Here is a 25,919-nt window from a genome sequence, read left to right as displayed (position 1 = left end):
TCCTGCCACATTCCGGCCCGGCGCCCACGCCGGACCGCCAAGGATTTGAGCCCGCCCCCGGCCCATCAGCGCGCTTGGCGGCCATCCCGACCGCCCGCGGGCACATCCCCGATCAGACATGACACAGTCAGCCGCACCCACGGACGGTTCCGCCGCGCCGCCCGACAGCCTCACCCCGCAGAGCGGCGGCCCGCCGACCAAGGCCGGCAGCGTCGACGAGGCCGAGGGCCACGGCCACGCCAAGGCGAGCTTCTGGACCCTCTTCCTCGGCTCCGTCGGCGTCGTCTACGGCGACATCGGCACGAGCCCGCTCTACGCCTTCCGCGAGGCGCTGGCCCCGGGCCGGGCCGACGGCGTGCTCACCGGCGAGGAGGTGCTCGGCACCGTCTCGCTGCTGCTCTGGGCGCTCGTGCTGATCGTCACCATCAAGTACGTCCTGCTGCTCCTGCAGATGGACAACAAGGGCGAGGGCGGCATCCTCTCGCTGATGGCGCTCGCCCGCAAGGCGCTGGGCGGCTCGCACATCGTGTTCATGCTGGGCCTGTTCGGCGCCGCCCTGTTCTACGGCGACGCGATCATCACCCCGGCGATCTCGGTCCTGTCGGCGGTGGAGGGCCTGAAGCTCGTCACCCCCGCCCTCGACCATTACGTCCTGCCGATCACCATCGCGATCATCCTGCCGCTGTTCCTGGTCCAGAGCCGGGGCACGGCCCGGATGGCGACGTTCTTCGGCCCGATCATGCTGGTGTGGTTCTCGGTGCTGATGCTGGCGGCCCTGCCGCATATCGCCCGCACCCCGCAGGTGCTGTGGGCGCTCAACCCCTGGCATGCCGTGCATTACCTGCTGGGCCACGGCACCGGCGCGCTGGTGGCGCTCGGCGCGGTGTTCCTGGCGGTGACCGGCGCCGAGGCCCTGTTCGCCGATCTCGGCCATTTCGGCCGCCGGCCGATCCAGACCGCCTGGATCGCCCTCGTCGGCCCGGCGCTCGCCGTCAACTACCTCGGCCAGGCCGCCCTCGTCCTGTCGAACCCCGACACGACCGACCCGTTCTACCAGCTCGTCCCCGAATGGGGCCTGCTGCCGATGGTGCTGCTCGCCACCGCCGCGACCGTCATCGCCAGCCAGGCCGTCATCACCGGCGCCTTCTCGCTCTCGCGCCAGGCGGTGCAGCTCGGGCTCCTGCCGCGCCTCGAGATTCGCCACACCTCGGAATCGCATTCGGGCCAGATCTACCTGCCGCAGATCAACACGCTGCTGATGCTCGGCGTGGTGATCCTGGTGGTGCTCTTTCGCTCCTCCTCCGCGCTCGCCTCCGCCTACGGCATCGCCGTCACCGGGACGATGCTGATCACCGCCGGCCTCGCCTTCCTGGTGCTGTGGCGGGTGTGGAAGTGGTCGCCGCTGGCCGCCGGCGCCGCGATGGTGCCGTTCATCGCCGTCGAGCTGCTCTTTCTGGTCTCGAACCTGCTCAAGGTGTTCGAGGGCGGCTACATGCCGCTGCTGCTCGCCGGCTGCCTCGTGGTGCTGATGTGGACCTGGGTGCGCGGCGTCACGATCCTGTTCAACAAGACCCGCAAGACCGACGTGCCGCTGACCGAGCTCGTCGCCATGCTGGAGAAGAGCCCGCCGCACCATGTCCGCGGGACCGCCGTCTTCCTCACCAGCGACCCCGAGACGGCGCCGGCAGCCCTCCTGCACAACCTGAAGCACAACAAGGTGCTGCACGAGAAGAACGTCGTGCTCACGGTGAAGACCATCGACCTGCCGCGCATCGCCGATGCCGACCGGGTCCGGATCGAGCCGATGGGGCCGCATTTCTGGAAGGTCGTGATGAAGTTCGGCTACATGGAATCGCCGAACATCCCGAAGGGCCTGGCGCTGCTGCGCAAGCAGGGCTTCAAGTTCGACATCATGGCGACGTCGTTCTTCCTGTCGCGGCGCTCGATCCGCCCGGCGGCGCAATCCGGCATGCCGCTGTGGCAGGACCGGGTGTTCATCACGCTCGCCCGCAACGCCAACGACGCGACGGACTTCTTCCAGATCCCGACCGGCCGCGTGGTCGAGGTCGGGACCCAGGTGACGGTGTAGGCCATCCATGGGCGCCCTCGACGGCAAGCGGATCCTTCTCGTCATCGGGGGCGGCATCGCGGCCTACAAGTCGCTGGACCTGATCCGGCGCTTACGCGAGCGCGGCGCCTCGGTGCGCTGCGTGCTCACCAAGGGCGCGCAGGAATTCGTCACTCCGCTCGCCGCCGCGGCGCTGGCCGGCCAGCGTGCCCATACCGACCTGTTCGACCGCGCCGACGAGGCCGATATCGGCCATATCAAGCTCGCCCGCGACGCCGACGCCGTGGTGGTCGCGCCCGCCACCGCCAACACGCTGGCGCGCATGGCCGGCGGCCACGCCCCGGACCTCGCCTCCACGATCCTGCTCGCCACCACCCTGCCGATCCTGATCGCGCCCGCGATGAACGTGCGGATGTGGCTGCACCCGGCGACGCAGCGCAACCTCGCGCTTTTGAAGGGCGACGGGGTCGCGGTGGTCGGACCCAATGTGGGCAGGATGGCCGAGGCCGAGACCGGTCCCGGCCGGATGGCCGAGCCCGACGAGATCGCGGACGCGGTGGAAGCGCTCCTGGCGGGATCGCCGGGGGAGCGGCCGCTTGCCGGCCGCCACGTTCTCGTCACCTCGGGGCCGACGCACGAGCCGATCGACCCGGTGCGCTACCTCGCCAACCGCTCGTCGGGCAAGCAGGGCCACGCCATCGCGGCGGCCGCGGCGGCGGCCGGCGCCCGGGTGACCCTGGTCTCGGGCCCCGTGACCCTGCCCGATCCCCCCGGGGTCGCGGTGGTCCGGATCGAGACCGCCCGCGAGATGCTGGCGGCGGTCGAGGCCGCGCTGCCGGCCGACATCGCGGTCTTCGCCGCCGCCGTCGCCGACTGGCGCCCGGCCGCCTTCGGCGAGGAGAAGATCAAGAAGGGACCGGAGGGCCCCCCTCCCCTCGCCCTCACCGAGAATCCCGACATCCTGGCGACGATCGCGCAGCGGGCACACGGGCGCCCGCCGCTCGTGGTGGGCTTCGCCGCCGAGACCACCGACGTGATCGCGCATGCCCGGGCCAAGATCGCCCGCAAGGGCTGCGACCTCATCGTCGCCAACGACGTCTCGCCCGCCACCGGCGTGATGGGGGGCGACCGCAACACCGTCCACTTGATCGGCCGCGACGGCAGCCTCGAGACCTGGCCGGACCTGCCGAAGGACGAGGTCGCCCGCCGCCTCGTCTCGCGGCTCGCCACCCCTGAGGCAAGATAACGCCGCCTGCCTGGTTTGGCGCGGCGGCGCCCGGCACTATCCTGCCTCCCCCACGAGGAGGCACGCCTCCTTCATCCGGGAGGCCGCCATGCCCACCATCCTCGTCGTCACCCTGATCTGCGCCTCGTCCCTGGCGGCGAAGGACTGCACCCGCGACACCGCCCAGGACGTGATGACCCATCCGGCGCACACGCCGCAGGAATGCCTGCTGCTCGGCCCGGCCATCGCGGCGAATTCGGGTCGCGGGACGGAGGCGGGGACGTATGTGAAGACGCTCTGCGAGCGGCGGCGCTGAGCGTTCTGGCGAGACAGTCCTGCGCCGCAAGGGTGGCTCCGTCTCCATCGGCGCGAAGGCATGGTTCGGACGACGCACCGAACCGATCGGAGAGCCGTGACCCCGCGCCGAGCCCCCGGGAAAGCGCGCGGCGGCACAGGCGCGGACCGCGCCGCCTTGCCATCCCACCCCCGATCGGATAAAGGCCCGGCCATCCCACACGCGGAGCCGGCCTCATGCCTGAATGAGGCGTTTCCGGTGGCCGGTCGATTCCTGGTTCTTGTCTCTCGGCAAGTCCCTGGTCACGCCGGTCGCTTCCTCCGCGGCGGAGACAACCGGAGAGAACAAAGATCATGGCCCTTCCCGACTTCACCATGCGCCAGCTGCTCGAGGCCGGCTCGCACTTCGGTCACCAGGCGCACCGCTGGAACCCGAAGATGCAGTCGTACATCTTCGGCACCCGCAACAACATCCACATCATCGACCTCGCCCAGACCGTGCCGGCGCTCGCCCAGGCGCTGCAGGCGGTGAGCGACACCGTCGCCAAGGGCGGCCGCGTGCTGTTCGTCGGCACCAAGCGCCAGGCGGCCGACACCATCGCCGACGCGGCCAAGCGCTCGGCCCAGTACTACGTGAACTCGCGCTGGCTCGGCGGCACGCTGACCAACTGGAAGACCATCTCGGGCTCGATCCAGCGCCTGCGCAAGGTCGACGAGACCCTCGCCGGCGGCGGCCAGGGCCTCACCAAGAAGGAGCGCCTGATGCTGTCCCGCGAGAAGGACAAGCTCGAGAAGGCGCTCGGCGGCATCAAGGACATGGGCGGCGTGCCCGACCTGCTGTTCGTGATCGACACCAACAAGGAGCAGCTGGCGATCAAGGAGGCGAACCGCCTCAAGATCCCGGTGGCCGCCATCGTCGACACCAACTGCAACCCGGACGGCATCACCTACGTGGTCCCGGCCAACGACGACGCCGGCCGCGCCATCGCGCTCTACTGCGACCTCGTCGCCCGCGCGGCGATCGACGGCATCTCCCGCGGCCAGGGCGCGCTCGGCGTCGACCTCGGCGAGTCCGAGGAGCCGATGGCCGAGGAGCTGCCCGCCCTCGCCAACGAGCCCGAGGTCGCCACCGTCGACATCACCGAGCCGTATGTCGGCGAGCCCTTCGAGCTGCTGGCCGCCCCGCGCGGCGCCCCGGACGACCTGACCAAGCTCACGGGCGTCGGCCCGCAGCTGGTCCAGAAGCTCAACGATGCCGGCATCTACCACTACTGGCAGATCGCCGCGATGAGCCCCGAGGACGTCGCCAAGGTCGACGGCGACCTGAAGCTCAACGGCCGCTTCGACCGCGACGGCTGGGTGAACCAGGCCCGCGGCTTCGTCGAGGCCGCCGCCGCCGCGTAACCTCGGCTCGGTGACCAGGCGGGGCGATCGTCCCGCGACCCGATGCTCTGCAAAAGCCCGGCGCCGCCACGGCGCCGGGTTCCCTTTTATCCGCCGACCGGCGCGGCCCTCGGGCCCGCGGGGGCGCCAATCGAGAGGATCCCACGATGGCCAACATCACGGCAGCGATGGTCAAGGAGCTGCGCGAGAAGACCGGCGCGGGCATGATGGACTGCAAGTCGGCCCTCAACGAGACCGCCGGCGACCTCGAGGCGGCCGTGGACTGGCTGCGCAAGAAGGGCCTCGCCAAGGCCGCCAAGAAGGCCGGCCGCGTCGCCGCCGAGGGTCTGGTCGCGGTCGAGTCCGCCGGCCATCACGCCGCGGTGCTCGAGGTGAACTCCGAGACCGACTTCGTCGCCCGCAACGACGGCTTCCAGGCCTTCGTGCGCGAGGCCGCTAAGCTGGCGCTGAATGCCGGCGACAGCATCGAGACCCTCGAGGCCGCCCGCTTCCCGGGCGCCGAGGGCACGGTGAAGGACAAGCTGCAGGAGCTGATCGCCACCATCGGCGAGAACATGACCCTGCGCCGCGTCGCCAAGCTGTCGGTCGAGAAGGGCGTCATCGCCTCCTACGTCCACGGCCAGGTCTCCGAGGGCCTCGGCAAGATCGGCGTGCTCGTCGCCCTCGAATCGGCCGGCGACGTGACGTTCCTCAGCCAGCTCGGCCGCCAGATCGCCATGCACGTCGCGGCGACCAACCCGGTGGCGCTGGACGCCTCGGGCGTCGACGCCGCCACGGTCGAGCGCGAGAGCAACATCCTGCGCGAGAAGAACGCCGGCAAGCCGGACCACGTCATGGCCAAGATCGTCGAGAGCGGCCTGAAGAGCTACTACAAGGAGGTCACCCTCCTCGAGCAGCCCTTCGTGCATGACGGCTCGAAGACCGTCTCGCAGGTGCTCAAGGAGGCCGAGGGCAAGGCCGGTTCTCCGGTGAAGCTCACCGGCTTCGTCCGCTACGCGCTCGGCGAGGGCATCGAGAAGGAAGAGGCCCCGGACTTCGCCGCCGAGGTCGCGGCCGCCGCCAAGGGCTGAGCTCGACGGCCAGCGTCGCCTCGGGCGATGCGTCGCATGAAACGAGGGGGTCCGCGCAGGCGGGCCCCCTTTTTCGTGGCGCGATCACCCCTCGCGCTGCCCCACGCGCGCCCCTGCCCCGACCCGTCCTGGCGTGCCGATTCCGTCGCGCCGACGCCTCGACGGGCCGGGAGCGACAGGCTAGAACCCGGCCCGACTCGCATCGATACTTGACGCCGGCAGCGGCCGCCCCACCCGGGCGGGCCAGAGGAGCGCCCATGCCAGACCATCGCTTGTCGGACCCTTCCCTGACGGCGCAGGGCTCGCCGCGCTTCCGCCGCGTGCTGGTGAAGCTCTCCGGCGAGGCGCTCGCCGCGCCCGACGGCTACTGGCTGCACCCGCCGACCCTCGCCGCGCTCGCCGACGACATCGCCCGGGCGGTGGACAAGGGCTTCGAGATCGCCCTCGTGGTCGGCGGCGGCAACGTGATCCGCGGCGCTCGCGTCTCGGCCGCCGGCTGGATCGACCGCGCCACCGGTGATTCCCTCGGCATGATGGCGACGGTGATGAACTCCCTGGCGCTCGAGACGGCGCTCAACGCCGCCGGCGTCACGGCCCGCACCATGTCGGCGGTGTCGATGCCGACGATCTGCGAGACCTATGCCCGCCAGCCCGCCCTGCACCACCTCGACAAGGGCCAGGTCGTGGTGCTGGCCGGCGGCACCGGCAACCCGTACTTCACCACCGACACCGCCGCGGTGCTGCGCGCGGCCGAGCTGAAATGCGACGCCGTGCTGAAGGCGACCCAGGTCGACGGCGTCTACTCGGCCGACCCGAAGACCAACCCCGATGCCGTGCGCTATGACCGCCTGAGCCACGACGAGGCGATCGCCCGCGACCTCAAGGTGATGGACACCGCCGCCTTCGCGCTCGCCCGCGACGGCGGGCTGCCGCTGATCGTCGGCTCGGTCCACGCCCCGAGCTCGGTGACGGCGATCCTCACCGGCGCCGCGCCCTCGACCTTGGTGGCGCCGTAGGATCCCGCGGCGCGCGAAATCCGCCATATCCTCAAGCGAAATCCGCGGCCCGACGATTTGCGGCGGGTCGGGTTTTGGTTCATTGAAGCCCGATCGGGGCGCGGCCTCGGCCCGCCCGCAAGGGTTCGGCGTCGGGCCCGCTCCTCCCCTTCTCCTCACGACGCCTCGGGACGCGCAGGAATGGCTACACCCTCCTTCGACCTCAACGACATCAAGCGGCGCATGCAGGGCGCGATCAACTCCCTGAAGCACGACCTCGGATCGCTGCGCACCGGGCGGGCCACGCCCTCGCTCCTCGACCCGATCCAGGTCGACGCCTACGGCGCCGCGATGTCGATGGCGCAGGTCGCCACGATCAGCGTGCCGGAGCCGCGCCTCCTCAGCGTCTCGGTCTGGGACCGCGGCATGGTGGCGGCGGTCGAGAAGGCGATCCGCGAATCCGATCTCGGTCTCAACCCGATGACCGAGGGCCAGACCATCCGCCTGCGCATCCCCGAGATGAACGAGCAGCGCCGCAAGGAGATGGTCAAGGTCGCGCACAAATATGCCGAGGAGGCCCGCGTCGCGGTCCGCCACGTGCGCCGCGACGGCCTCGATCTCCTGAAGAAGCTCGAGAAGGACGGCGCCATCGGCCAGGACGACGAGAAGCGTCAGGCCGACCAGGTGCAGAAGGCGACCGACCAGCACATCGCCGAGGTCGACCAGACCCTGGCGTCCAAGGAGAAGGAGATCATGCAGGTCTGAGGTGTCTCGGACCGGCATGATCGAAGCGACGGCGTGGAGAGCGCGGAGCCGGGTCACGGCTCCGCCGGGGTCGGGGCCAGCATGGCAGGCGACAGCGAGACGGTGACCCTGCTGGACGCAGGCCGGGCCGAGGGCCGGGACGGGGCGTGTCCCGAAGCCGGCGGCGCGAATCCCGGGACGATGCCGGCGCATGTCGCCATCATCATGGACGGCAACGGCCGCTGGGCCGCCCGCCGCGGCCTGCCGCGGGTCGAGGGCCACCGCCGCGGCGTCGAGGCGGTGCGCCGGGCCGTACGCTCGGCGATCGACCTGCGGATCCCCTACCTCACCATCTACAGCTTCTCGTCGGAGAACTGGCGCCGGCCCGCCGCCGAAGTCGCCGACCTGATGGGCCTGCTCAAGCTGTTCGTGCGCCGCGACCTCGCCGACCTGCACGCCAACGGCGTGCGGGTGCGGATCATCGGCGAGCGCGACGGCCTGCCGGGGGACATCGCCGGCCTCCTGCGCGAGGCCGAGGAGCGCACCGCCCGCAACACCAAGCTGACGCTCGTGGTGGCGTTCAACTACGGCGGCCGCCAGGAGATCCTGCGCGCCGTGCGGGACCTCGCCCGCGCCGTCGCCGAGGGGCGGCTCTCGCCCGAGGCGATCGACGCCGCGGCGATGACGGGGGCGCTCGACACCCACGGCATTCCCGATCCAGACCTCGTGATCCGCACCTCCGGCGAGCAGCGGGTCTCGAACTTCCTGACCTGGCAGACCGCCTACTCGGAATTCGTGTTCGTACCGGATTTCTGGCCGGACTTCGATCACGCCACCTTCCTCGCCGCGATCGGCGAGTTCCAGAATCGCGACCGCCGCTTCGGCGGCCTCAGCGCCCGGGCGGGCTGATGGCGGGCTCCGACGGAACGAAGCTCCCGGGCGCGCGGCCGGGCTGGCCGGCGACGGAACTCGGCGCCCGCACGGTGTCGGGCATCGTGCTCGGCCTCCTGGTGCTCGGCGCCACCCTCAACGGCGGCTGGATCTTCGCGGTGGTCTGGTTCCTGGCCGGCCTCGCCATCGTCGGCGAATGGCTCGCCATCACCCGGACCGCGCCGCACCGGCCGCTTCTGGCCATCGCCGGCCTCGTCCTCCTCGGCGTCGTCGCGGGCGCGCGGCTGCCGGTCGCGACGCCCTGGCTCGTCGGCACCGTCGCGCTCGGCCTCGCGGCCCTCGCGCTCCTCGCCCGGCCGGCCGCGGGCCGGATCTGGGCGCCTGCCAGCCTCGCCTGCGCCCTCGTCGTCGCCCTGGTGCCGGTGCTCCTGCGCGACGATCCCCGCATCGGGCTCGCCGGCCCGCTCTGGCTGTTCGGGGTGGTCTGGACCACCGACATCGCCGCCTACTTCACCGGCCGGTCGCTCGGCGGGCCGAAGCTGTGGCCGGCGGTGAGCCCGAAGAAGACCTGGTCGGGCTTCTGCGGCGGACTCGTCGGCGCGACGATCGTCGGCGGCGCGGTGGCGGCGGGCGCGCGCCATCTCGGCGCCACCGAGGCGCTGTCGCTGCCGCTGGCCTGCGCGCTGTCGGCCATCGCCTCGGTGATGAGCCAGGGCGGCGACCTCGCCGAATCGGCCCTCAAGCGCGCCTACGGCGCCAAGGATTCCGGCCGCCTGATCCCGGGCCATGGCGGCGTGATGGACCGCCTCGACGGCTTCTTCGCCGTCGCGCTCCTCGCCGGGCTCCTGCTCGCCGGCCTCACTCTCACGGGACATCCATGACCCTCACCGTTTCCGTCCTGGGGGCCACCGGCTCGATCGGGCGCTCCACTGCCGACCTGCTCGACCAGCACCGGGACCGCTTCCGGGTCGGTGCCGTGGCGGGCGGCCGCGACGCGCAGGCGCTGGCCCGCGTCGCGCGCGAGCTGAACGCCGAGTTCGCGGCGATCGCCGATCCCGAGGCCGGCCCGGCGCTGCGCGACGCGCTGTCGGGCTCCGGCATCGCCTGCGGCGCCGGTCCCTCGGCGGTGATCGAGGCGGCAACGCGCGAGGCCGACATCGTCGTGGCGGCGGTGAGCGGGGCGGCGGGCCTGAGCCCCACCTGCGCGGCGATCCGCCAGGGCCGCACCGTGGCGCTCGCCAACAAGGAGAGCCTGGTCTGCGCCGGCGACGCCTTCATGCGCGACGCGAAAAAATACGGCGCCCGTCTCCTGCCGATGGATTCCGAGCACAACGCGCTGGAGCAGTCGATCGGCACCGGCCGGATCGACGACATCACCCGGATGACCATCACGGCGTCCGGCGGGCCGTTCCGGACCGCGACCCGCGAGCGGATCGCCGCGGCGAGCGCCGCGGACGCGGCCGCCCACCCGACCTGGTCGATGGGCATGAAGATCAACATCGATTCGGCCACCCTGATGAACAAGGGGCTGGAGCTGATCGAGGCCCACCATCTGTTCGGCATCGAGGCCGAGCGTCTCGACGCCGTGGTGCATCCGCAATCGATCGTCCACGCCCTCGTCACCTGGCGCGACGGCGCGGTCACGGCCGGGCTCTACGTCCCCGACATGCGGGTGCCGATCTCGCACTGCCTGGGCTTGGGCGACCGCCTGTCGATCGCCCGCGGCAAGCCCCTCGACCTCGCAAGCGTCGGCAGCCTCACCTTCGAGCGCCCGGACGAGGAGCGCTTCCCCTGCCTGCGCATCGCCAAGGCCGCGCTCGCGGCGGGCGGTGCCCAGCCGACGGTGATGAACGCCGCGAACGAGATCGCGGTCGCGGCCTTCATCGCCGGGCGCATCGGCTTCTACGACATCGCCGCCCTGGTCGAGCGGGCCTGCGAGCATTTCGCGGCTCGCTTCCCGGAAGCCCCCGCCGACGTCGAGGAGGCGCTCGCCATCGACGCCGAGGTGCGCGGCTGGAGCACGGCGGCACTCGCGGCCTGAGGGAGCGTCAAGCTTCCGTTAAGTTAACCCTCGGTCGACGCGCGGCCTGTTCGCAGGCCCGTGGACTCTGTATGAGTGACGATCGGCAAGGTGGCCGGATCGGACCGGAGAGGGTCCGCCGCGCCGCATCGAGGTGACCATGGATCTGCTCAACGTCGTCGGCGGCGCGACGACGAACCTGCTCGGCTACATCGTGCCGTTCCTGTTCGTCCTGACCGTCGTGGTCTTCATCCACGAGCTCGGCCATTTTCTGGTCGGGCGCTGGTGCGGCGTCGGGGTGACCAGCTTCTCGATCGGCTTCGGGCCCGAGATCGTCGGCTTCAACGACCGTCGCGGCACCCGCTGGAAGCTCTCGGCGATCCCGCTCGGCGGCTACGTCAAGTTCGTCGGCGACATGAACGGCGCCAGCGTGCCGGACCCGAGCGCCATGGCGCGGATGAACCCGGCCGATCACGCGATCAGCTTCCACGCCCAGAACGTCTGGAAGCGGGTCGCCATCGTGGCGGCGGGCCCGGTCGCCAACTTCCTTCTCGCCATCGCGGTCTTTGCCGGCGCCGTCTACGCCACCGGCCGCTACGAGGTGGCGCCCCGGGTGTCGGCGGTGCAGGCGGGCAGCGCGGCCGAGCGGGCCGGTTTCCAGGCCGGCGACGTCGTGCTGACGATCAACGGCAGCGCCATCCACAACTTCGCCGACATGCAGCGCACCGTCTCGGGCGCCGCCGGCGACCGGCTCGACTTCACGGTCGAGCGCGGCGGCGTCACCACGCCGCTCACCGCGACGCCGGACGTCTACGAGGACAAGACCCCGTTCGGCACCCAGCGCATCGGGCGGCTGGGCATCCAGGGCCCGCGCGACGCCGCCGACGTCAAGCTGGTGCAGTACGGCGCCCTCGACTCGCTGAAGATCGGCGTGACCGAGACCTACTTCGTCGTCGACCGCACCTTCAGCTACATCGGCAAGCTGATCACGGGGCGCGAATCGGCCGACCAGCTCTCGGGGCCGATGGGCATCGCCCGGGTGTCGGGCCAGGCCGCCAAGGTCGGCGGCATCGGCGCGCTCGTCGGGCTGATCGCGGTCCTGTCGGTCTCGATCGGCCTCATCAACCTGTTTCCGGTGCCGATGCTCGATGGCGGGCACCTGATGTTCTACGCCGTCGAGATCGTCCGCGGCCGGCCCCTGAGCGAGCGGGCGCAGGAGATCGGCTTCCGCATCGGTCTCGCGCTCGTGCTGATGCTGATGCTGTTCGCGACCTGGAACGACATCCTGCACATCGGCGCCGCCTTCAACCGCGGCACCTGAGGCCTCCCCTCCCCCGAGGGCACGCCGTCCGCGCGCGAGCGCGGGCGGCGTTTTGGCGAATCCACACAATTTTCATAAAAAGCGTTCCATTCCGGGGCTTTCGCCTCGGTGCGCCGTTCACCGCGCGCTGACCCTGCCCTGTGAAAAGCGTGGCCGTGGGCCGTGACAGGAAGGCAACGTCTGGGCAAAATCCCGGTAGGTCGGGAGCGTGGCGTTTGCGTCGCCGGGGATTCCCGATAGAAGCAGGGCTAGGACCAGGGGACTTCGACCTCGTGAGAGTTCGATCGTCTGCGGGTGCAAACCCGTGCCGACAAAAAATGAGACGGGCCATTTATGATGTCGATGACGGGTAAGCGCCGGCGTGCGTCGGCGAAGGGCGCCATTGTCATGGCCGCTACCATCGCCGCCAGCGGCAGCGCCTTCGCGCAGCAGATCGTCGTTCAGGGCAATTCCCGGATCGACCCGGATACGGTCCGTTCCTACGTGGTCGGCGTGTCGCCCGAGGAGGGCCGCCGCAACCTGATCGCCAGCGGCATGTTCTCGGACGTGCGGGTCTCGCATAGCGGCGGCCGCATCGTCGTCTCGGTGCGCGAGAACAACACGATCAACCGCGTCTTCTTCGAGGGCAACAAGAAGGTCGAGAAGGGGACGCTCGAGAGTATCGTCGAGTCGAAGTCGCGCGGGCCCTACAGCCAGGCGCAGGTCAACTCCGACCTCGAGCGCATCCGCGAGGTGTACCGTCGCGCCGGCCGCGGCTCGGCCAAGGTCTCGGTTCGCACCGTCGACCTGCCGAACGGCCGCGTTGATGTCGTCTACACCATCGAGGAAGGCGACAAGACCGGCGTCAAGGAAATCAAGTTCGTCGGCAACCACGTCTACTCGGACGGCCGACTGAAGGACCTGATGACGCTGTCGGAGATGAACCTCCTCAGCTTCGTCAAGACCTCCGACGTCTACGATCCCGACCGGCTCGCCAACGATCTCGACCTGATCCGCCGCTACTACCTGAAGAACGGCTATGCCGACTTCCGGATCGCCTCGGCGGATTCGCGCTACGACGACGCGGCCGGCGGCTGGATCATCACCATCACGGTCGAGGAAGGCCAGCAGTACCGCGTCGGCGCGGTCTCGGTCGATTCCCGCATCCCGGGCGTCGACGGCACCGTCCTGCGCGACGAGCTGCGCACCGGCGTCGGCGACGTCTACAACGCCGAGGACGTCGAGAAGACGCTGACCGGCGTCACGACGTCGGTGGCCCGGTCCGGCCATCCCTTCGCGCAGGTCCGCCCGACCGGCGAGCGCGACCGTGCCACCGGCACCGTCGCCCTCGGCTACATCGTCGAGGACGGCCCGAAGGTCTACATCGAGCGCATCAACGTGCGCGGCAACACCCGCACCCGCGACTATGTCGTGCGGCGCGAGCTCGACCTCACCGAGGGCGACGCCTACAACCGCGTCCTCGTCGACCGCGCCGAGCGGCGCCTGAACGGCCTCGGCTTCTTCAAGAAGGTGCGGTTCTCCAACGAGCCCGGCTCCGCCCCCGACCGCGTCGTCGTGAACATCGATGTCGAGGATCAACCGACCGGTTCGTTCTCGGTCGCCGGCGGCTACTCGACGGCGGACGGCATCATCGGCGAGGTCTCGGTCTCGGAGTCGAACTTCCTCGGTCGCGGCCAGTACGTCCGCCTCGCCGGCACCGCCGGCCAGTACACCCGTGGTGTCGACTTCTCGTTCACCGAGCCGTACTTCCTCGGCTACCGCCTGGCGGCCGGCTTCGACGTCTTCAACAAGTACAGCGACCAGACCCGCTACTCGCGCTACGTGACCGACGTGGTCGGCGGCCAGCTCCGCCTCGGCCTGCCGATCACCGAGGATTTCGGCATCACGCTGCGCTACTCGATCTACAACACCGACCTGAAGATCCCGAACACCCTCAAGCGGCCGTACAACGACTGCTCGTTCCCGATCCCGGGCTACACCAAGACCTACGATCCGGGCACGATCCTCAACGGCCGCAACGTCGGCGGCCTGGCCCAGTACCCGAACTGCGCCTATGACGGCGAGGCCTCGATCGCGCTCAAGGAGGCGGTGGGCTCCACCCTCACCTCGCTCGCCGGCGTGACGCTCGCGTACTCGACCCTCGACAACCTGCAGCTGCCGCGCAACGGCTTCTACGGCGAGATCAAGCCGGAATACGCGGGCATCGGCGGCGATTCGAAGTTCTTCCGCGTCACCGGCGAGGCCCGCTACTACAAGGAGCTGTGGGAAGACGTCGTCGGCTTCGTGAAGTTCCAGGGCGGCCACGTCCAGCCGACCGAGGGCAACTCGCTCCGCGTCACCGACCAGTTCTTCCTCGGCCCGTCGCTGGTGCGCGGCTTCGCGCCCAACGGCATCGGCCCGCGCGACGTCGGCTCGGGCGACGCCCGCTCCAACGCGATCGGCGGCACCACCTATGTCGGCGCCTCGGTCGAGGTGCAGTTCCCGATCTGGGGTCTGCCCCGGGATCTGGGCCTGAAGGGCGCGGTCTTCGCCGATGCCGGTACGCTGTTCGGCTACAAGGGCCGCCGCGCCTTCGACGTCAACGGCGACGGCTTCATCAACGGCACCGCGCCGGGCGGCGCGTGCAACTTCAACGCCTCGACCATCGGCGTCGAGCCGGAATGCGTGAACGTCCGCGACAAGGCCACGATCCGCTCGTCGGTCGGCGCCTCGATCCTGTGGAACTCGCCGCTCGGCCCGATCCGCTTCGACTACGCCTACGCCCTGACCAAGGACGAGGGCCAGAAGGTCTTCGGCGCCGACGGCACCTACTTCGGCAAGGTCGGCAAGGACCAGACGCAGGCGTTCCGCTTCTCGGGCGGCTCGCGCTTCTAAGACCGATCGCGGGGGCGCCGCCGGCGCCCCTTCCGGACAGACGGCCGCCGGGCATCCAGCCCCGCGGCCGTTTTCGTTTGTACCCACCCGATTATGCCGCTAGTCCGGGCGCCCTCCCCTCGACGAGGACGGGACGGGCCGGCTCCCCGGCGCGCCCGGCCCCAGCGGATGCAGGCGATGTCGGAACCGGTCTTCTTTCCCCTCGCGGGGCCCGTCTCGTTGAGCGAGATCGCGGCGCTCGCCGGTGCGACCCTGCCGCCGGAGGTCGACGGCGAGGCGGTGATCCGGGCCGCGAGCCCGCTCGAGAGCGCCGGGCCCGACGACCTCGCCTACATGGACAACGCCAAGTACGGCGACGCGCTGGCGGCGACCCGCGCCCGCGCCTGCCTGGTCTCCCCGCGCTTCTCCGCCCGGGTGCCCGCCGGCACGGTCGCCCTCGTGACGCCCCAGCCCTACCGGGGCTTCGCCAAGGTGCTGGCCCGGCTGTTTCCGAGCGCGGCGCGTCCGACCTCGCTGTTTGGCGCCACCGGGATCTCGCCCGGCTCCTTCGTCCACCCGACCGCCCGGCTCGAACCCGGGGTGGTGGTCGATCCCGGCGTGGTGATCGGGCCGGAGGCCGAGATCGGCGCCGAGACGGTGCTGGCGGCGGGCTGCGTCGTCGGTCCGGGGGTGCGGATCGGGCGGGGATGCGCCGTGGGTCCCGGGGCCTCGGTGCTGCACGCCTTCCTGGGGAATCGGGTGATCGTGCATGGCGGCGCCCGCATCGGCCAGGACGGGTTCGGCTTCGCCATGGGGCCGGGCGGCCATCTCAAGGTGCCGCAGGTCGGCCGGGTGATCATCCAGGACGACGTCGAGATCGGCGCCAACACCACGATCGACCGCGGCGCCAGCCGCGACACGGTGGTGGGCGAGGGCACCAAGATCGACAACCTCGTGCAGATCGCCCACAACGTCGTCATCGGCCGCCACTGCGTGATCGTCGCCCAGGTCGGCATCTCGGGCTCGACCACGCTCGAGGATTACGTCGTGCTCGGCGGCCAGGTCGGCGTGGTGGGGCATCTGCGCATCGGCATGGGCGCGCAGATCGCCGGATCGAGCAACGTCAACAAGGACGTGCCGGCGGGCTCGCGCTGGGGCGGCACGCCGGCCAAGCCCGTGCGCGAGTGGTTCCGCGAGATGACGACGCTCAAGAACCTCGCGGCGCGCGCGCGCGACGAGGGCGGCGAGGGCTGAGGCGCCGGACGTCACGGCCGGGCCGCCGGGGACGACGCCTCCGCCGCGCTCCCGCCGCAAATCGCTTGCATCCGCGCCGCTTCTCGCCAAAGACGACGCACCGATGACCGGAGCGTCTCCGGGACCGCCACGAGGGAGCCAGACACCATGACCGAGATGCCAGCCGAGCTGGGCACGGCCGACATCCTGCGGGTGATGGAGCTTCTGCCCCACCGCTACCCGTTCCTGATGATCGACAAGATCGTCCAGATCGATCGGGACGAGAGCTGCATCGGCATCAAGAACGTCACGATCAACGAACCGCACTTCACCGGCCACTTCCCGGCCGCCCCGGTCTTCCCGGGCGTGCTGCTGATCGAGGGCATGGCCCAGACTGCCGGCGCGATCTGCTGCGCCCACAAGCTCAAGGGCGACACCAAGCCGAGCAAGGTCTTCTTCATGACCATCGACAAGGCGAAGTTCCGCAAGCCGGTCGTGCCGGGCGACGTGGTCGAGTACCATATGCGCAAGACCAGCAACCGCCGCTTCATGTGGTGGTTCAAGGGCGAGGCCAAGGTCAACGGCGTGCTGGTGGCCGAGGCCGAGATCGGCGCGATGCTGGTGACCGAATGAGCGAGAGCCAGACGAGCGAGGCCCGGACGGCCGATCTCCCGGAGACCCGCATCCACCCGAGCGCGGTGGTCGAGGACGGCGCGGTGATCGGCGCCGGCGTCGAGATCGGGCCGTTCTGCCATGTCGGGCCGCAGGCCGTGCTCGGCGACGGCGTCAAGCTCGTCAGCCACGTCGTCGTGGCCGGCCGCACCACGGTCGGCCCGCGCACCCGGATCTATCCCTTCGCCTCGATCGGCCACCCGCCGCAGGACCTGAAGTTCCGCGGCGAGGACTCGACCCTGACGATCGGCGCCGATTGCCAGATCCGCGAGGGCGTGACGATGAACCCCGGCACCGCCGGCGGCGGGCTGGCCACCACGGTCGGCGATTCCTGCGCGTTCCTCGCCAACAGCCATGTCGGCCACGATTGCCGGGTCGGCCACCACGTCGTGTTCTCCAACAACGTGATGCTGGCCGGCCATTGCCAGGTCGGCGACTACGCGATCCTCGGCGGCGGCGCGGCGGTGATCCAGTTCGCCCGGGTCGGCGCCCATTCCTTCGTGGGCGGGCTGTCGGGCCTCGAGAACGACCTGATTCCCTACGGCATGGCGGTGGGCAACCGCGCCCACCTGTCGGGGCTCAACATCATCGGGCTGCAGCGCCGCGGCTTCTCCCGCGAGGAGATCCACGCGCTGCGCAAGGCCTACCGGCTGCTCTTCGCCCTCGAAGGCACCCTGATGGAGCGGGTCGAGGACGTGGCGGCGGAGTTCGACCAGCACCCGATCGTGCAGGAGATCCTGGCCTTCATCCGCGAGGGCGGCAAGCGCTCGGTCTGCACCCCGCGCGAGGCGCCGGGCCCGGCGTGATGGCCGCCGCGGCGGCCCACGCCGATCGCTCTCCCGCTCCGCAGGCGGCCGGGCCGGTCGCCATCGTGGCCGGGGCCGGCCGGCTGCCGCTCCTCATCGCCGCCGCCCTGGAGGCGGTCGGGCGTCCCTGCCGCGTGCTGGCGATCCGGGGCTTCGCCGATCCGGCGACCCGGCGGCGGGCCGACGCCACGGTCGACCTCCTCGACGTGCGCGGCGCCCTCGACATCCTCTGCGGCTGGCATCCGGCCGGCGTGACGCTCGCCGGCGCGGTGGCGCGGCCGAGCCCCGCCGCCCTCCTCAACACGCTCGCGGCCTACCGCAACCGCGAGACCCTGCGCTCCCTCGCCTCCGGCGGCGACGACCACCTCCTGCGCGGCGTGCTGGCCCTGCTGGAGGAGCACGGCCTGCAGGTGCTCGGCGTGCGCGACCTCGCCCCCGGGCTGATGGCACCGGTCGGCCGCCTCGGGGCGCTGGGGCCGGACGCGGCGGCGGAGGCCTCGGTGGCGGCCGGGCGGGCGCTGCTCGCCAGCCTCTCGCCGCACGATGTCGGCCAGGCCGCGGTCGTGGCGAGCCGGCGGGTCCTGGCGGTCGAGGGGCCGGAGGGCACCGACCGCATGCTCGACCGCGCGAGGGCGCTCTCCCGCCGCCCCTTCGGCCTCGGGCGCGCCCCCGCCGCGATGGTGCTGGTGAAGCGCGCCAAGGACGGCCAGGACCTCCGGGTCGACCTGCCGGCGATCGGTCCGCGCACGGTGAAGCGGGCGGCGCAGGCCGGCTGCATCGGCATCGCGGTCGGGGCCGGCGACACCCTGGTGCTCGACCGCGCCGAGACCGCGGCGCTGGCCGACCGGCTCGGCCTCTTCCTCCTCGGCCTGCCGCCCGATCCTCCGGAGCCTGCCCCTTGAGCGACACGGCCCCGACCGGGCGTCCCCTCACGATCTGGCTGGTGGCGGGCGAGGAATCCGGCGACCAGCTCGGCGCCAAGCTGATCCGCTCGCTCCACGCCCTCTCCGACCGGCCGCTGTCGCTCGCCGGCGTCGGCGGCGACGCCATGGCGGCGGAGGGCATGGCCTCCCTCTTCCCGCTCGAGGACGTGGCGGTGATCGGCTACCTCGCGGTGGCCGCCCGCATCCGCCTCCTGATGCGGCGCATCCGCCAGACCGTGCAGGCCTGCGTGGCGGCGCGTCCCGACGTGCTCGTCATCATCGACAGCCCGGGCTTCACCCACGCGGTGGCGAGCCGGGTGCGCCGGCAGCTGCCCGGCCTGCCCGTGGTCGATTACGTCAGTCCGAGCGTGTGGGCGTGGCGGCCGTGGCGCGCCAAGACCATGCGCGGCTACATCGACCACGTGCTCGCCCTGCTCCCGTTCGAGCCCGACGCGCATCGCCGCCTCGGCGGGCCGACCTGCACCTATGTCGGCCACCCGCTGATCGAGCGGCTCGGCGAGTTGCGCCCGGGCTCGGCGGAGCGGGAGGCACGCCAAGGCCCCCAACCGGTCCTGGCGGTTCTGCCGGGCTCGCGCCGCAGCGAGATCGAGCGCCTGATGCCGATCTTCGGCGCCGCCCTCGCCAAGGTGCAGGCGCAGGGCCACCCGTTCACAGTCGAATTGCCGGCGGTGGCGCGCCACCGCGCCCTGATCGCGCGTCTCGCGGCCTCCTGGACGGTGCGCCCGCGGCTGATCGACGGCGAGGCCGACAAGCTCGCGACCTTCCGGCGGGCCCGCGCGGCGCTCGCGGCGTCGGGCACGGTGACGCTCGAACTGGCGCTCGCCGGCGTGCCGATGGTGGTGGCCTATCAGGTGCCGAAGATCGAGGAGGTGATCGTCCGCCGCCTGATCCAGGTGCCGACGATCGTCCTGCCGAACCTGATCCTGGGCGAGAACGCGATCCCCGAGCTGATCCAGGCCGACTGCACCCCCGAGCGCTTGGCGGCGGCGCTCGCGCCCCTCCTGCCCGAGGGCCCGGCCCGGGCGGCGCAGGCGGCGGCGCTCGCCCGCCTCGACGCGACGATGCGGCTGCCCGACGGCGACGAGCCGAGCCGCAGCGCCGCCCGGATCGTGCTGGCGGCGGGCAAAGGCGCGGCGGCCTGAGCCGCTACTCGCCCCAGCCGCGGATGTCCGCGCCGCCGAACACGACCCGGTTGCGCAGGGGCGGCCGCGACAGGCCGGAGAGCATCGGCCCGCCGCCGCTCGCCGCATCGAGCGCCGCCAGGTGCTCGGGCGAGAGCGCAACGTCGAGCGCGGCGGCATTGTCGCCGACCTGCCCGGCCCGGCTCACCCCCATCAGGGTCGAGGCGATGCCGGGCCGTCCGACCACCCAGGCGAGCGCGATCCGGGCCGGCGTCTCCCCGGCCTCGGCGGCGACGCGCTTCACCGCATCGACGATGTCCCAGTTGCGCGCGGTGAACAGGCTGTCGCCGAAGGGATTGTCGCCGTCGAGGCGCTTGTCGTCGGCCGCGCGGACGGCACCGTCCATGGCGGCCTCGTTCGGCACGCCGTCCCGGCGCCGCGGGCCGGCCTCGACCGCGGCACGGTCGTACTTGCCGGTCAGGAGCCCGTAGGCGAGCGGGCTCCACGGCACCAGGCCGAGGCCGGCGGACCGGGCGAAGGGCAGGTGCTCCCGCTCCGCCCCGCGCTCCACCAGGGCGTAGAATTCCTGAAGCCCGACCGGCATCGGCCGGCCGCGCAGCCGCGCCAGGGTGGCGATCTCGGCCGCGTACCAGGCCGGCGTGTTGGACAGGCCCCAGTAGCGGATCTTGCCGGCCCGGATCAGCGCCGTCATCGTCTCCAGAAGCTCCTCCGCCGGGGTGATCCCGTCCCAGACGTGGACCCAGTAGAGGTCGACGAAATCGGTGCGCAGCCGCGCCAGCGAGCGGTCGAGGGCGGCGCGGACGTGGCGTGCGCCGTTGCCGCCCTCGTGCGGGCCCCGCCCGGTCGCGAAGCCGGATTTCGTGGCGATCACCAGGCGGTCGCGCAGGCCGCCCTCGGCGACGAACCGGCCCACCATCTCCTCCGACCGGCCGCCGGCATAGACGTCGGCCGTGTCGATGAAATTGCCGCCGAGGGCGACGTAGCGGTCGAACACCGCGCGGCTGCCGGCCTCGTCGAGGCCCCAGCGCGGGGTGCCGAAGGTCATGGTGCCGAGCGCGAGCGGGCTGACCAGCAGCCCGGAGCGGCCGAGGGCGCGGAGCGCGTGGAGATCCATGGCAAAGGGTCCTGTCTCGTCGGAGCGAGGGAATCCGAGGACTCGTCCCTCGGAGGCTGTCCCGGAGATGGACCGGGGGCGGACCGCGGATTAGACCGGGCAGGCCGCACGGGTTGCTGAAGGATTCTCAGCAGTGGATCGTGATCTCTGGTCCGGGCTCGCCGTCTTCGCGGCCATCGTCGAGGCCGGCAGCTTCGCCCGGGCCGCGATCCGGCTCGGCCTCTCGGCTTCCGCGCTCAGCCATGCGATGCGGAGCCTCGAAGCCAAGCTCGGCGTCCGGCTGCTCGACCGGACCACCCGCTCGTTGGCGCCGACGCAGGCCGGCGCGGACCTGCTGCTGAGCCTGCGCCCCGCCATGGCCTCCGTCGAGGAGGCGCTCGGCGGCCTGGACGCCGCCCGCGCCCGGCCCGCCGGCCGCATCCGGGTCAACGCCCACCGCACGGCGGCCGTGCACGTCGTGCTGCCGCGCCTGGCCGGCTTCGCGGCGGCCTGCCCGGACGTCTCGGTCGAGCTCGTCGTCGATGACGGCCTGACCGACATCGTGGCGGAGCGGTTCGATTGCGGGATCCGGCACGAGGTCGAGCTGCAGCGCGACATGATCGCGGTCCGCGTCAGCGGGGCCGTGCCGCTCGTCTTCGTGGCGGCCCCGGCCTACCTCGCGGCCCACGGCGCGGTGCGGGAGCCGGACGATCTCGGCCGGCATCGCTGCCTGTGCTACCGCTACACCTCGTCGGGCACGATCCACGTCTGGGAGTTCGTGCGGGACGGGCATCGGTTCGAGCGGGCTGTGCCCGGCGCCTTCGTCACCAACGACGTCGAGCTGATGCGGGATGCCGCGCTCGCGGGCCTCGGCGTCGCCTGCCTGCCGCGCGCCTGCGTCGAGGACGGGATCGCGGCGGGTTCCCTCGTCGAGGTGCTGGCCGGGTGGGCGCCGGTCCTCCCGCCCAACCACCTCTACTATCCGAGCCGGCGCCAGCCCAGCGCGGCGTTCCGGGCCTTCGTGGAGGCGCTGCGGGCCTGACCCCTACCGGCTCCTCAGGTAATCGAGCATCGTCCCGGCATCCGAGACCGTCAGGCCGACGCCCGGCGGGTCGTCGCGAAATCCCGGCTCGACGAACATCTTGGCGATCGTGCCGTTCTCGACATGCATCGCGTAGCGCCAGCTGCGCATCCCCATGCCCTGCCGGCCGCGCTTGACCAGCATACCCATCTGCCGGGTGAAGTCGGCATTGCCGTCGGGCAGCATGAACACCTTCTCGATGCCCTTGGACCGTGCCCACTGGAACATCACGAAGGCGTCGTTGACCGAGAGGCAGACCACCTGATCGATGCCGAGCGCGGCGAAATCGTCGGCATGCTGCTCGTAGCCGGGCAGGTGGTCGTCCGAGCAGGCCGGCGTGAAGGCGCCGGGGAGCGCGAACAGCACGACGTTGCGGCCGCCGAACACCTCGGTCGAGGTGAGGTCCTTCCACTCGAACGGGTTGGGCCCGCCGAGGGCGTCGTTCCTGACGCGGGTGTGGAAGGTCACGTCCGGGACGGTGGCGGGTGGCATCGGAACCTCGCGGGCGAACATCGTGGACGACAGAAATGGGCACGATGAGTCTAGCCTCGGGACCGGTCGGGCGTCACGTCGAAATCGCTCCGCGCCCGTGTCGGAGCGAGGGCCGGTTGCGACCCCGACCATCGGGCATCGCCGACGGCAACACAGGTGAACCGCCTTGTCGGCCGGGATCCGCCGAAGGTGAGAGCCGCGCCGTCCACCGTCGCCCCCTCGATCCGGATCGTTCCACGAAGATGCCGCGACAAAGACGCGCTCCGGGAAGTCGTGCACTATCCTTTGGGGCCGGTTGATATCCTGCCCCGACGCCTATCTGTTCGACGGTGATGGAGGCCTGACCGCGTGTCGCGTGGCTCAGCCGGCGACGAGGAGGCCTCGGGTGGTGGACATATCGGAGAAGCCGGATCTCGGCGGTCTCGGGCCCGCCGTCACCTCGCGCGGGCCGCGGGCCGTCACCGACACGCATTCGGATATCTTCTTCGCCGCCGTCGAGACGACGCGGATGCCGATGATCGTGACCGATCCGCACCAGCCGGACAACCCGATCGTCTTCGCCAACCAGGCCTTCCTGCGCATGACCGGCTACACGCCGGACGAGCTGGTCGGCACCAATTGCCGCTTCCTGCAGGGCCCGGAGACCGACCGCGAGACGGTGGCGGAGGTGCGCCGCGCCATCGCCGAGCGCAAGGAACTCGCCACCGAGATCCTGAACTACCGCAAGGACGGCTCGACCTTCTGGAACGCGCTGTTCATCTCGCCGGTCTACGACAAGAAGGGCGAGCTGGTCTATTTCTTCGGCTCGCAGCTCGACGTGTCGCGCCGGCGCGACGCCGAGCTGGCGCTGCACCAGGCTCAGAAGATGGAGGCGCTGGGCCAGCTCACCGGCGGCATCGCGCACGACTTCAACAACCTGCTCCAGGTGATCAGCGGCTACACCGACGTGGTGCTGGCGCTCGCCGAGCATCCGACGATCGACGTGAACCGGCTGCTCGGCGCCGGGGCGGCGATCCGCGCCGCGACCGACCGGGCCGCCCGGCTCACCCACCAGCTCCTCGCCTTCGCCCGCAAGCAGCGCCTCGACGGACGGGCGCTCAACCTCAACAACCTCGTGCGCGGCATGAACGAGATCACCGGGCGCACGCTCGGCGATCACGTCGTCATGCGCACCGACCTCTCGCCCGAGCTCTGGAACTGCCGCATCGACCCGACGCAGGCCGAGGTCGCGCTGCTCAACGTGCTGCTCAACGCCCGAGACGCGATGCCGGGCGGCGGCACCGTGACGATCAAGACCGAGAACCTGACCATCGACGACGAGATGGGCCTGCTGCTGATGGTGCGGCCGGGCCCCTACGCGGTGGTGCAGGTGCAGGATACCGGCCTCGGCATGCCGGCGGAGATCCTGGCCCGGGTGATGGAGCCGTTCTTCACCACCAAGGAGGAGGGCCGCGGCACGGGGTTGGGCCTCGCCATGGTGTACGGCTTCGCCAAGCAGTCCGGCGGCACGGTGCGGATCACCTCCGAGGTCGGCCGCGGCACCACCGTGCGGCTGCTCTTCCCCGCCACCGACCAGGTCGTCGCCGCCGAGCGCCGCCCGGCGCCGCGGGCCGCCGACCGCACCGGCACCGAGACGATCCTGGTCGTCGACGACCGGCCGGACGTCGCCGACACCGCCAGGGTGATCCTGGAGGATTTCGGCTACACGGTGCTCGTCGCGCACGACGCCCGGCAGGCCCTCGACCTCCTCGACGAGAGCGACAAGGTCGATCTCCTGTTCTCCGACCTGATCATGCCCGGGGGCATGAACGGCGTGCTCCTGGCCCGGGCCGCCCGCGAGCGCCAGCCGCGGATCCGGGTGCTACTCACCACCGGCTACGCCGAGGCCTCGATCGAGCGGACCGATGCCGGCGGCAGCGAGTTCGAGATCCTGAACAAGCCCTATCGCCGGATGGAGCTGGCGCGGCGCGTGCGGCTGACGCTGGATGGGCCGACGGGGGTGGGGTAGGCGCCGACCCTCCCCGGGCGGGAAGGATCAGTGGTCGTCACAGGGGTTACGCCTTGGCTAGGCCCCGGCCCCGACGATCGGGCTCCACCGCACGGGGCGCAGGTGAGGCCCCGCCGCGTCCACGGCCGCGAGGCTCGGGAGGACGCGATCCGGTATGGGTGCCAGCGAGCGGCAAAGGGCTGCTCGAGCTGGCGAGGAGCTACACGCCCCCGTCCCGCCGACCGCGTCGGACGCGGCGTCGACCTCGGACGGCCAGAATCGGGCAGGTCGGGCTCATGCGATGACGCGAGGAAAGATTGTTCGCGCAGGCAATCGAAACCTCGTCACGGGACATGCGGGCCTAGAAAAAAACGCGGGCGCGGCCCCCTCCGCCGTCAGAAGCTGTAGCCGACGCGCAGGCGCATCTGGTGCCGGTCGAAGCTCGACAGGTCGAGGGCCCCCGGCTCGTCCACCGCCCGCCCGGCGACCTGAACGTTCCAGGCGACCGAGGCCCAGGCCCGCGGCGAGAGGGTCATATACAGCGTGGGCCCGAGATAGACCGCCTCGCCGGCGAGCCGGTCGAGCGCCGGGCCGTCGTAGGTCCGGGCGTAGCGCATCTCGGCACCGGCGAAGAGGCCGGGCCGGACCTGGTAGGACAAGGCCCCGGCGGCCTCGAACCCCGATGCGAGGGCCTGCCCGCCCGGGACGGCGGGTCGCGTCGAGGAGACCGCGAAGCCCAGATTGACCGCCGCGACTAGCGTGCCGGGGATCAGCTCCCGGTCGGCGAGCAGGCCGACATCGGTGCCGAAGCTGCGGGCCGGTGCGCCCGTTCCGCCATCGACGGTGCCGTAGGCGGGCACGATGCCGAGCGTCAGGCCGAACGGCGCGGTGCGGCGGTCCAGGAGGCGCAGGCGGGTCTCGAGAAATCCGCCATTGAACCCGCCGGTGGTCCGGACTGGAGTGCCGGGCGTCCCGATATCGTGGGCGTTGAAGGTGATCCCGGGGGCGAGGCGGAAATCCGCCGTCAGCGGCACCTTCACGGCGAGCCCGCTATCGATGGCGAGGAAGCGGCCGAGGCGCCGGCCGAGCCGTCCGCTCGTCTCCCATTCGAGTTCCGCCTCGCCCGGTACGCCGAGATCGCTGCCTTCGGTGAAGCCGAACAGGTGCTCGCTGTCGAGGTCGCCGGGAGTCAGGTTCTCGATGGCGGTGGGCAGGGATTGCGCCCGGGCGGGCGGAGTCCCCTGCCCGATCGCCAGACAGGCCAAGACGGCACCGGAGGTGTGGGGTGCGAACGACGGACGGGGAAAGCGCATCGCCAAAGCTCATTATTATAGCCAATGCTATAACTGATAGGCGCGACCAATCCACTCGTCAACGGACGATCGGGTGAGGTCGTGGCCAGGGGAGCCGGGACCGGACTCGCCCGATCGCGCAGGCGAGACAGGCTTTGAGGCCGTACCGCCCCGAGCCGTCTTCGCTGGCGCTTCGTCAGGATCCGTCCAGTCCCCTGCGACATCGCGCGGGCATCGACGGAATGTCGCGCGCCGCCCGCGGCAGTCACGCGATTCGATCAGGAACCCGATC

General features: G+C 71.3%; 22 protein-coding genes. 19 read left to right on the top strand and 3 right to left on the bottom strand.

The features are described 5' to 3' along the window. Positions 1-118 precede the first annotated feature (118 nt). From miv_RS20475 to lpxB, 17 genes are all read left to right on the top strand, one after another. Entirely contained in the window at positions 119-2,089 is a 1,971-nt protein-coding gene (locus miv_RS20475; RefSeq protein WP_048429882.1) for a potassium transporter Kup, read from the top strand. Positions 2,090-2,096: 7 nt separating this feature from the next. After that, positions 2,097-3,314 (top strand): bifunctional phosphopantothenoylcysteine decarboxylase/phosphopantothenate--cysteine ligase CoaBC, encoded by a 1,218-nt coding sequence (gene coaBC / locus miv_RS20470; protein WP_058617716.1) that lies wholly within the window; start codon positions 2,097-2,099, stop codon positions 3,312-3,314. 88 nt (positions 3,315-3,402) lie between these two features. Beyond that, a complete protein-coding gene (locus miv_RS20465) occupies positions 3,403-3,609 on the top strand; it encodes a hypothetical protein (protein ID WP_048429880.1) in 207 nt (68 codons plus the stop codon). Positions 3,610-3,941: 332 nt separating this feature from the next. After that, positions 3,942-4,991, top strand: a complete 1,050-nt coding sequence (locus miv_RS20460) for a 30S ribosomal protein S2 (RefSeq protein ID WP_048429879.1) — start codon at positions 3,942-3,944, stop codon at positions 4,989-4,991. Positions 4,992-5,137: 146 nt separating this feature from the next. After that, on the top strand, positions 5,138-6,061 hold the full coding sequence (gene tsf / locus miv_RS20455) for a translation elongation factor Ts (RefSeq protein ID WP_048429878.1): 924 nt from the start codon (positions 5,138-5,140) through the stop codon (positions 6,059-6,061). Positions 6,062-6,318: 257 nt separating this feature from the next. Continuing rightward, on the top strand, positions 6,319-7,077 hold the full coding sequence (gene pyrH / locus miv_RS20450; protein ID WP_058617714.1) for a UMP kinase: 759 nt from the start codon (positions 6,319-6,321) through the stop codon (positions 7,075-7,077). 180 nt (positions 7,078-7,257) lie between these two features. Continuing rightward, positions 7,258-7,821 carry a ribosome recycling factor gene (frr, locus tag miv_RS20445; protein WP_048429876.1) on the top strand — a complete coding sequence of 188 codons (564 nt, stop codon included), beginning with the start codon at positions 7,258-7,260 and terminating at the stop codon, positions 7,819-7,821. A gap of 180 nt (positions 7,822-8,001) precedes the next feature. Continuing rightward, positions 8,002-8,709, top strand: a complete 708-nt coding sequence (locus miv_RS20440; RefSeq protein WP_048429904.1) for an isoprenyl transferase — start codon at positions 8,002-8,004, stop codon at positions 8,707-8,709. Continuing rightward, positions 8,709-9,572, top strand: a complete 864-nt coding sequence (locus miv_RS20435) for a phosphatidate cytidylyltransferase (protein ID WP_048429875.1) — start codon at positions 8,709-8,711, stop codon at positions 9,570-9,572. Before miv_RS20440 ends, miv_RS20435 begins: the two co-directional genes overlap by 1 nt. Further along, positions 9,569-10,732 (top strand): 1-deoxy-D-xylulose-5-phosphate reductoisomerase, encoded by a 1,164-nt coding sequence (gene dxr / locus miv_RS20430; RefSeq protein ID WP_058617713.1) that lies wholly within the window; start codon positions 9,569-9,571, stop codon positions 10,730-10,732. Before miv_RS20435 ends, dxr begins: the two co-directional genes overlap by 4 nt. A gap of 139 nt (positions 10,733-10,871) precedes the next feature. After that, positions 10,872-12,032 carry an RIP metalloprotease RseP gene (rseP, locus tag miv_RS20425; protein ID WP_048429873.1) on the top strand — a complete coding sequence of 387 codons (1,161 nt, stop codon included), beginning with the start codon at positions 10,872-10,874 and terminating at the stop codon, positions 12,030-12,032. A 333-nt stretch (positions 12,033-12,365) separates the two neighbouring features. Further along, the gene (gene bamA / locus miv_RS20420) at positions 12,366-14,906 is read left to right on the top strand and encodes an outer membrane protein assembly factor BamA (protein WP_207178560.1); all 2,541 of its coding nucleotides are present in this window, start codon (positions 12,366-12,368) and stop codon (positions 14,904-14,906) included. Between the two features lie 177 nt (positions 14,907-15,083). After that, positions 15,084-16,139, top strand: coding sequence for a UDP-3-O-(3-hydroxymyristoyl)glucosamine N-acyltransferase (gene lpxD, locus miv_RS20415; RefSeq protein ID WP_207178558.1), 1,056 nt, complete (start codon positions 15,084-15,086; stop codon positions 16,137-16,139). A 156-nt stretch (positions 16,140-16,295) separates the two neighbouring features. Continuing rightward, positions 16,296-16,751, top strand: a complete 456-nt coding sequence (gene fabZ, locus miv_RS20410) for a 3-hydroxyacyl-ACP dehydratase FabZ (protein ID WP_420865479.1) — start codon at positions 16,296-16,298, stop codon at positions 16,749-16,751. After that, on the top strand, positions 16,748-17,596 hold the full coding sequence (lpxA, locus tag miv_RS20405) for an acyl-ACP--UDP-N-acetylglucosamine O-acyltransferase (RefSeq protein ID WP_207178556.1): 849 nt from the start codon (positions 16,748-16,750) through the stop codon (positions 17,594-17,596). Before fabZ ends, lpxA begins: the two co-directional genes overlap by 4 nt. Beyond that, entirely contained in the window at positions 17,596-18,498 is a 903-nt protein-coding gene (locus miv_RS20400) for an LpxI family protein (protein WP_207178554.1), read from the top strand. Before lpxA ends, miv_RS20400 begins: the two co-directional genes overlap by 1 nt. After that, positions 18,495-19,682 (top strand): lipid-A-disaccharide synthase, encoded by a 1,188-nt coding sequence (gene lpxB / locus miv_RS20395; RefSeq protein ID WP_244748621.1) that lies wholly within the window; start codon positions 18,495-18,497, stop codon positions 19,680-19,682. The genes miv_RS20400 and lpxB overlap by 4 nt, the downstream gene beginning before the upstream one ends. 4 nt (positions 19,683-19,686) lie before the next feature. On the opposite strand, the gene miv_RS20390 is transcribed toward lpxB, so the two are convergent. Next, positions 19,687-20,796, bottom strand: coding sequence for an aldo/keto reductase (locus tag miv_RS20390; RefSeq protein WP_207178552.1), 1,110 nt, complete (start codon positions 20,794-20,796; stop codon positions 19,687-19,689). A gap of 133 nt (positions 20,797-20,929) precedes the next feature. On the opposite strand from miv_RS20390, the gene miv_RS20385 reads away from it, so the two are divergent. Further along, on the top strand, positions 20,930-21,817 hold the full coding sequence (locus miv_RS20385; RefSeq protein WP_207178550.1) for a LysR family transcriptional regulator: 888 nt from the start codon (positions 20,930-20,932) through the stop codon (positions 21,815-21,817). A gap of 3 nt (positions 21,818-21,820) precedes the next feature. Here miv_RS20385 and miv_RS20380 read toward each other — a convergent pair whose 3' ends face one another. Further along, on the bottom strand, positions 21,821-22,348 hold the full coding sequence (locus miv_RS20380; RefSeq protein WP_207178548.1) for a peroxiredoxin: 528 nt from the start codon (positions 22,346-22,348) through the stop codon (positions 21,821-21,823). A 385-nt stretch (positions 22,349-22,733) separates the two neighbouring features. Here miv_RS20380 and miv_RS20375 point away from each other — a divergent pair, with 385 nt between their 5' ends. Then, entirely contained in the window at positions 22,734-24,356 is a 1,623-nt protein-coding gene (locus miv_RS20375; RefSeq protein WP_082171810.1) for a hybrid sensor histidine kinase/response regulator, read from the top strand. Positions 24,357-24,730: 374 nt separating this feature from the next. Here miv_RS20375 and miv_RS20370 read toward each other — a convergent pair whose 3' ends face one another. Next, positions 24,731-25,648 carry a hypothetical protein gene (locus miv_RS20370; protein WP_207178546.1) on the bottom strand — a complete coding sequence of 306 codons (918 nt, stop codon included), beginning with the start codon at positions 25,646-25,648 and terminating at the stop codon, positions 24,731-24,733. Positions 25,649-25,919: the final 271 nt, after the last annotated feature.

Source organism: Methylobacterium indicum (genome assembly GCF_017347565.1).
Taxonomy (GTDB): domain Bacteria; phylum Pseudomonadota; class Alphaproteobacteria; order Rhizobiales; family Beijerinckiaceae; genus Methylobacterium; species Methylobacterium indicum.
The sequence above is the reverse complement of the archived record's forward strand: the minus strand, read 5'-3'. Positions and strand labels throughout refer to the sequence as shown.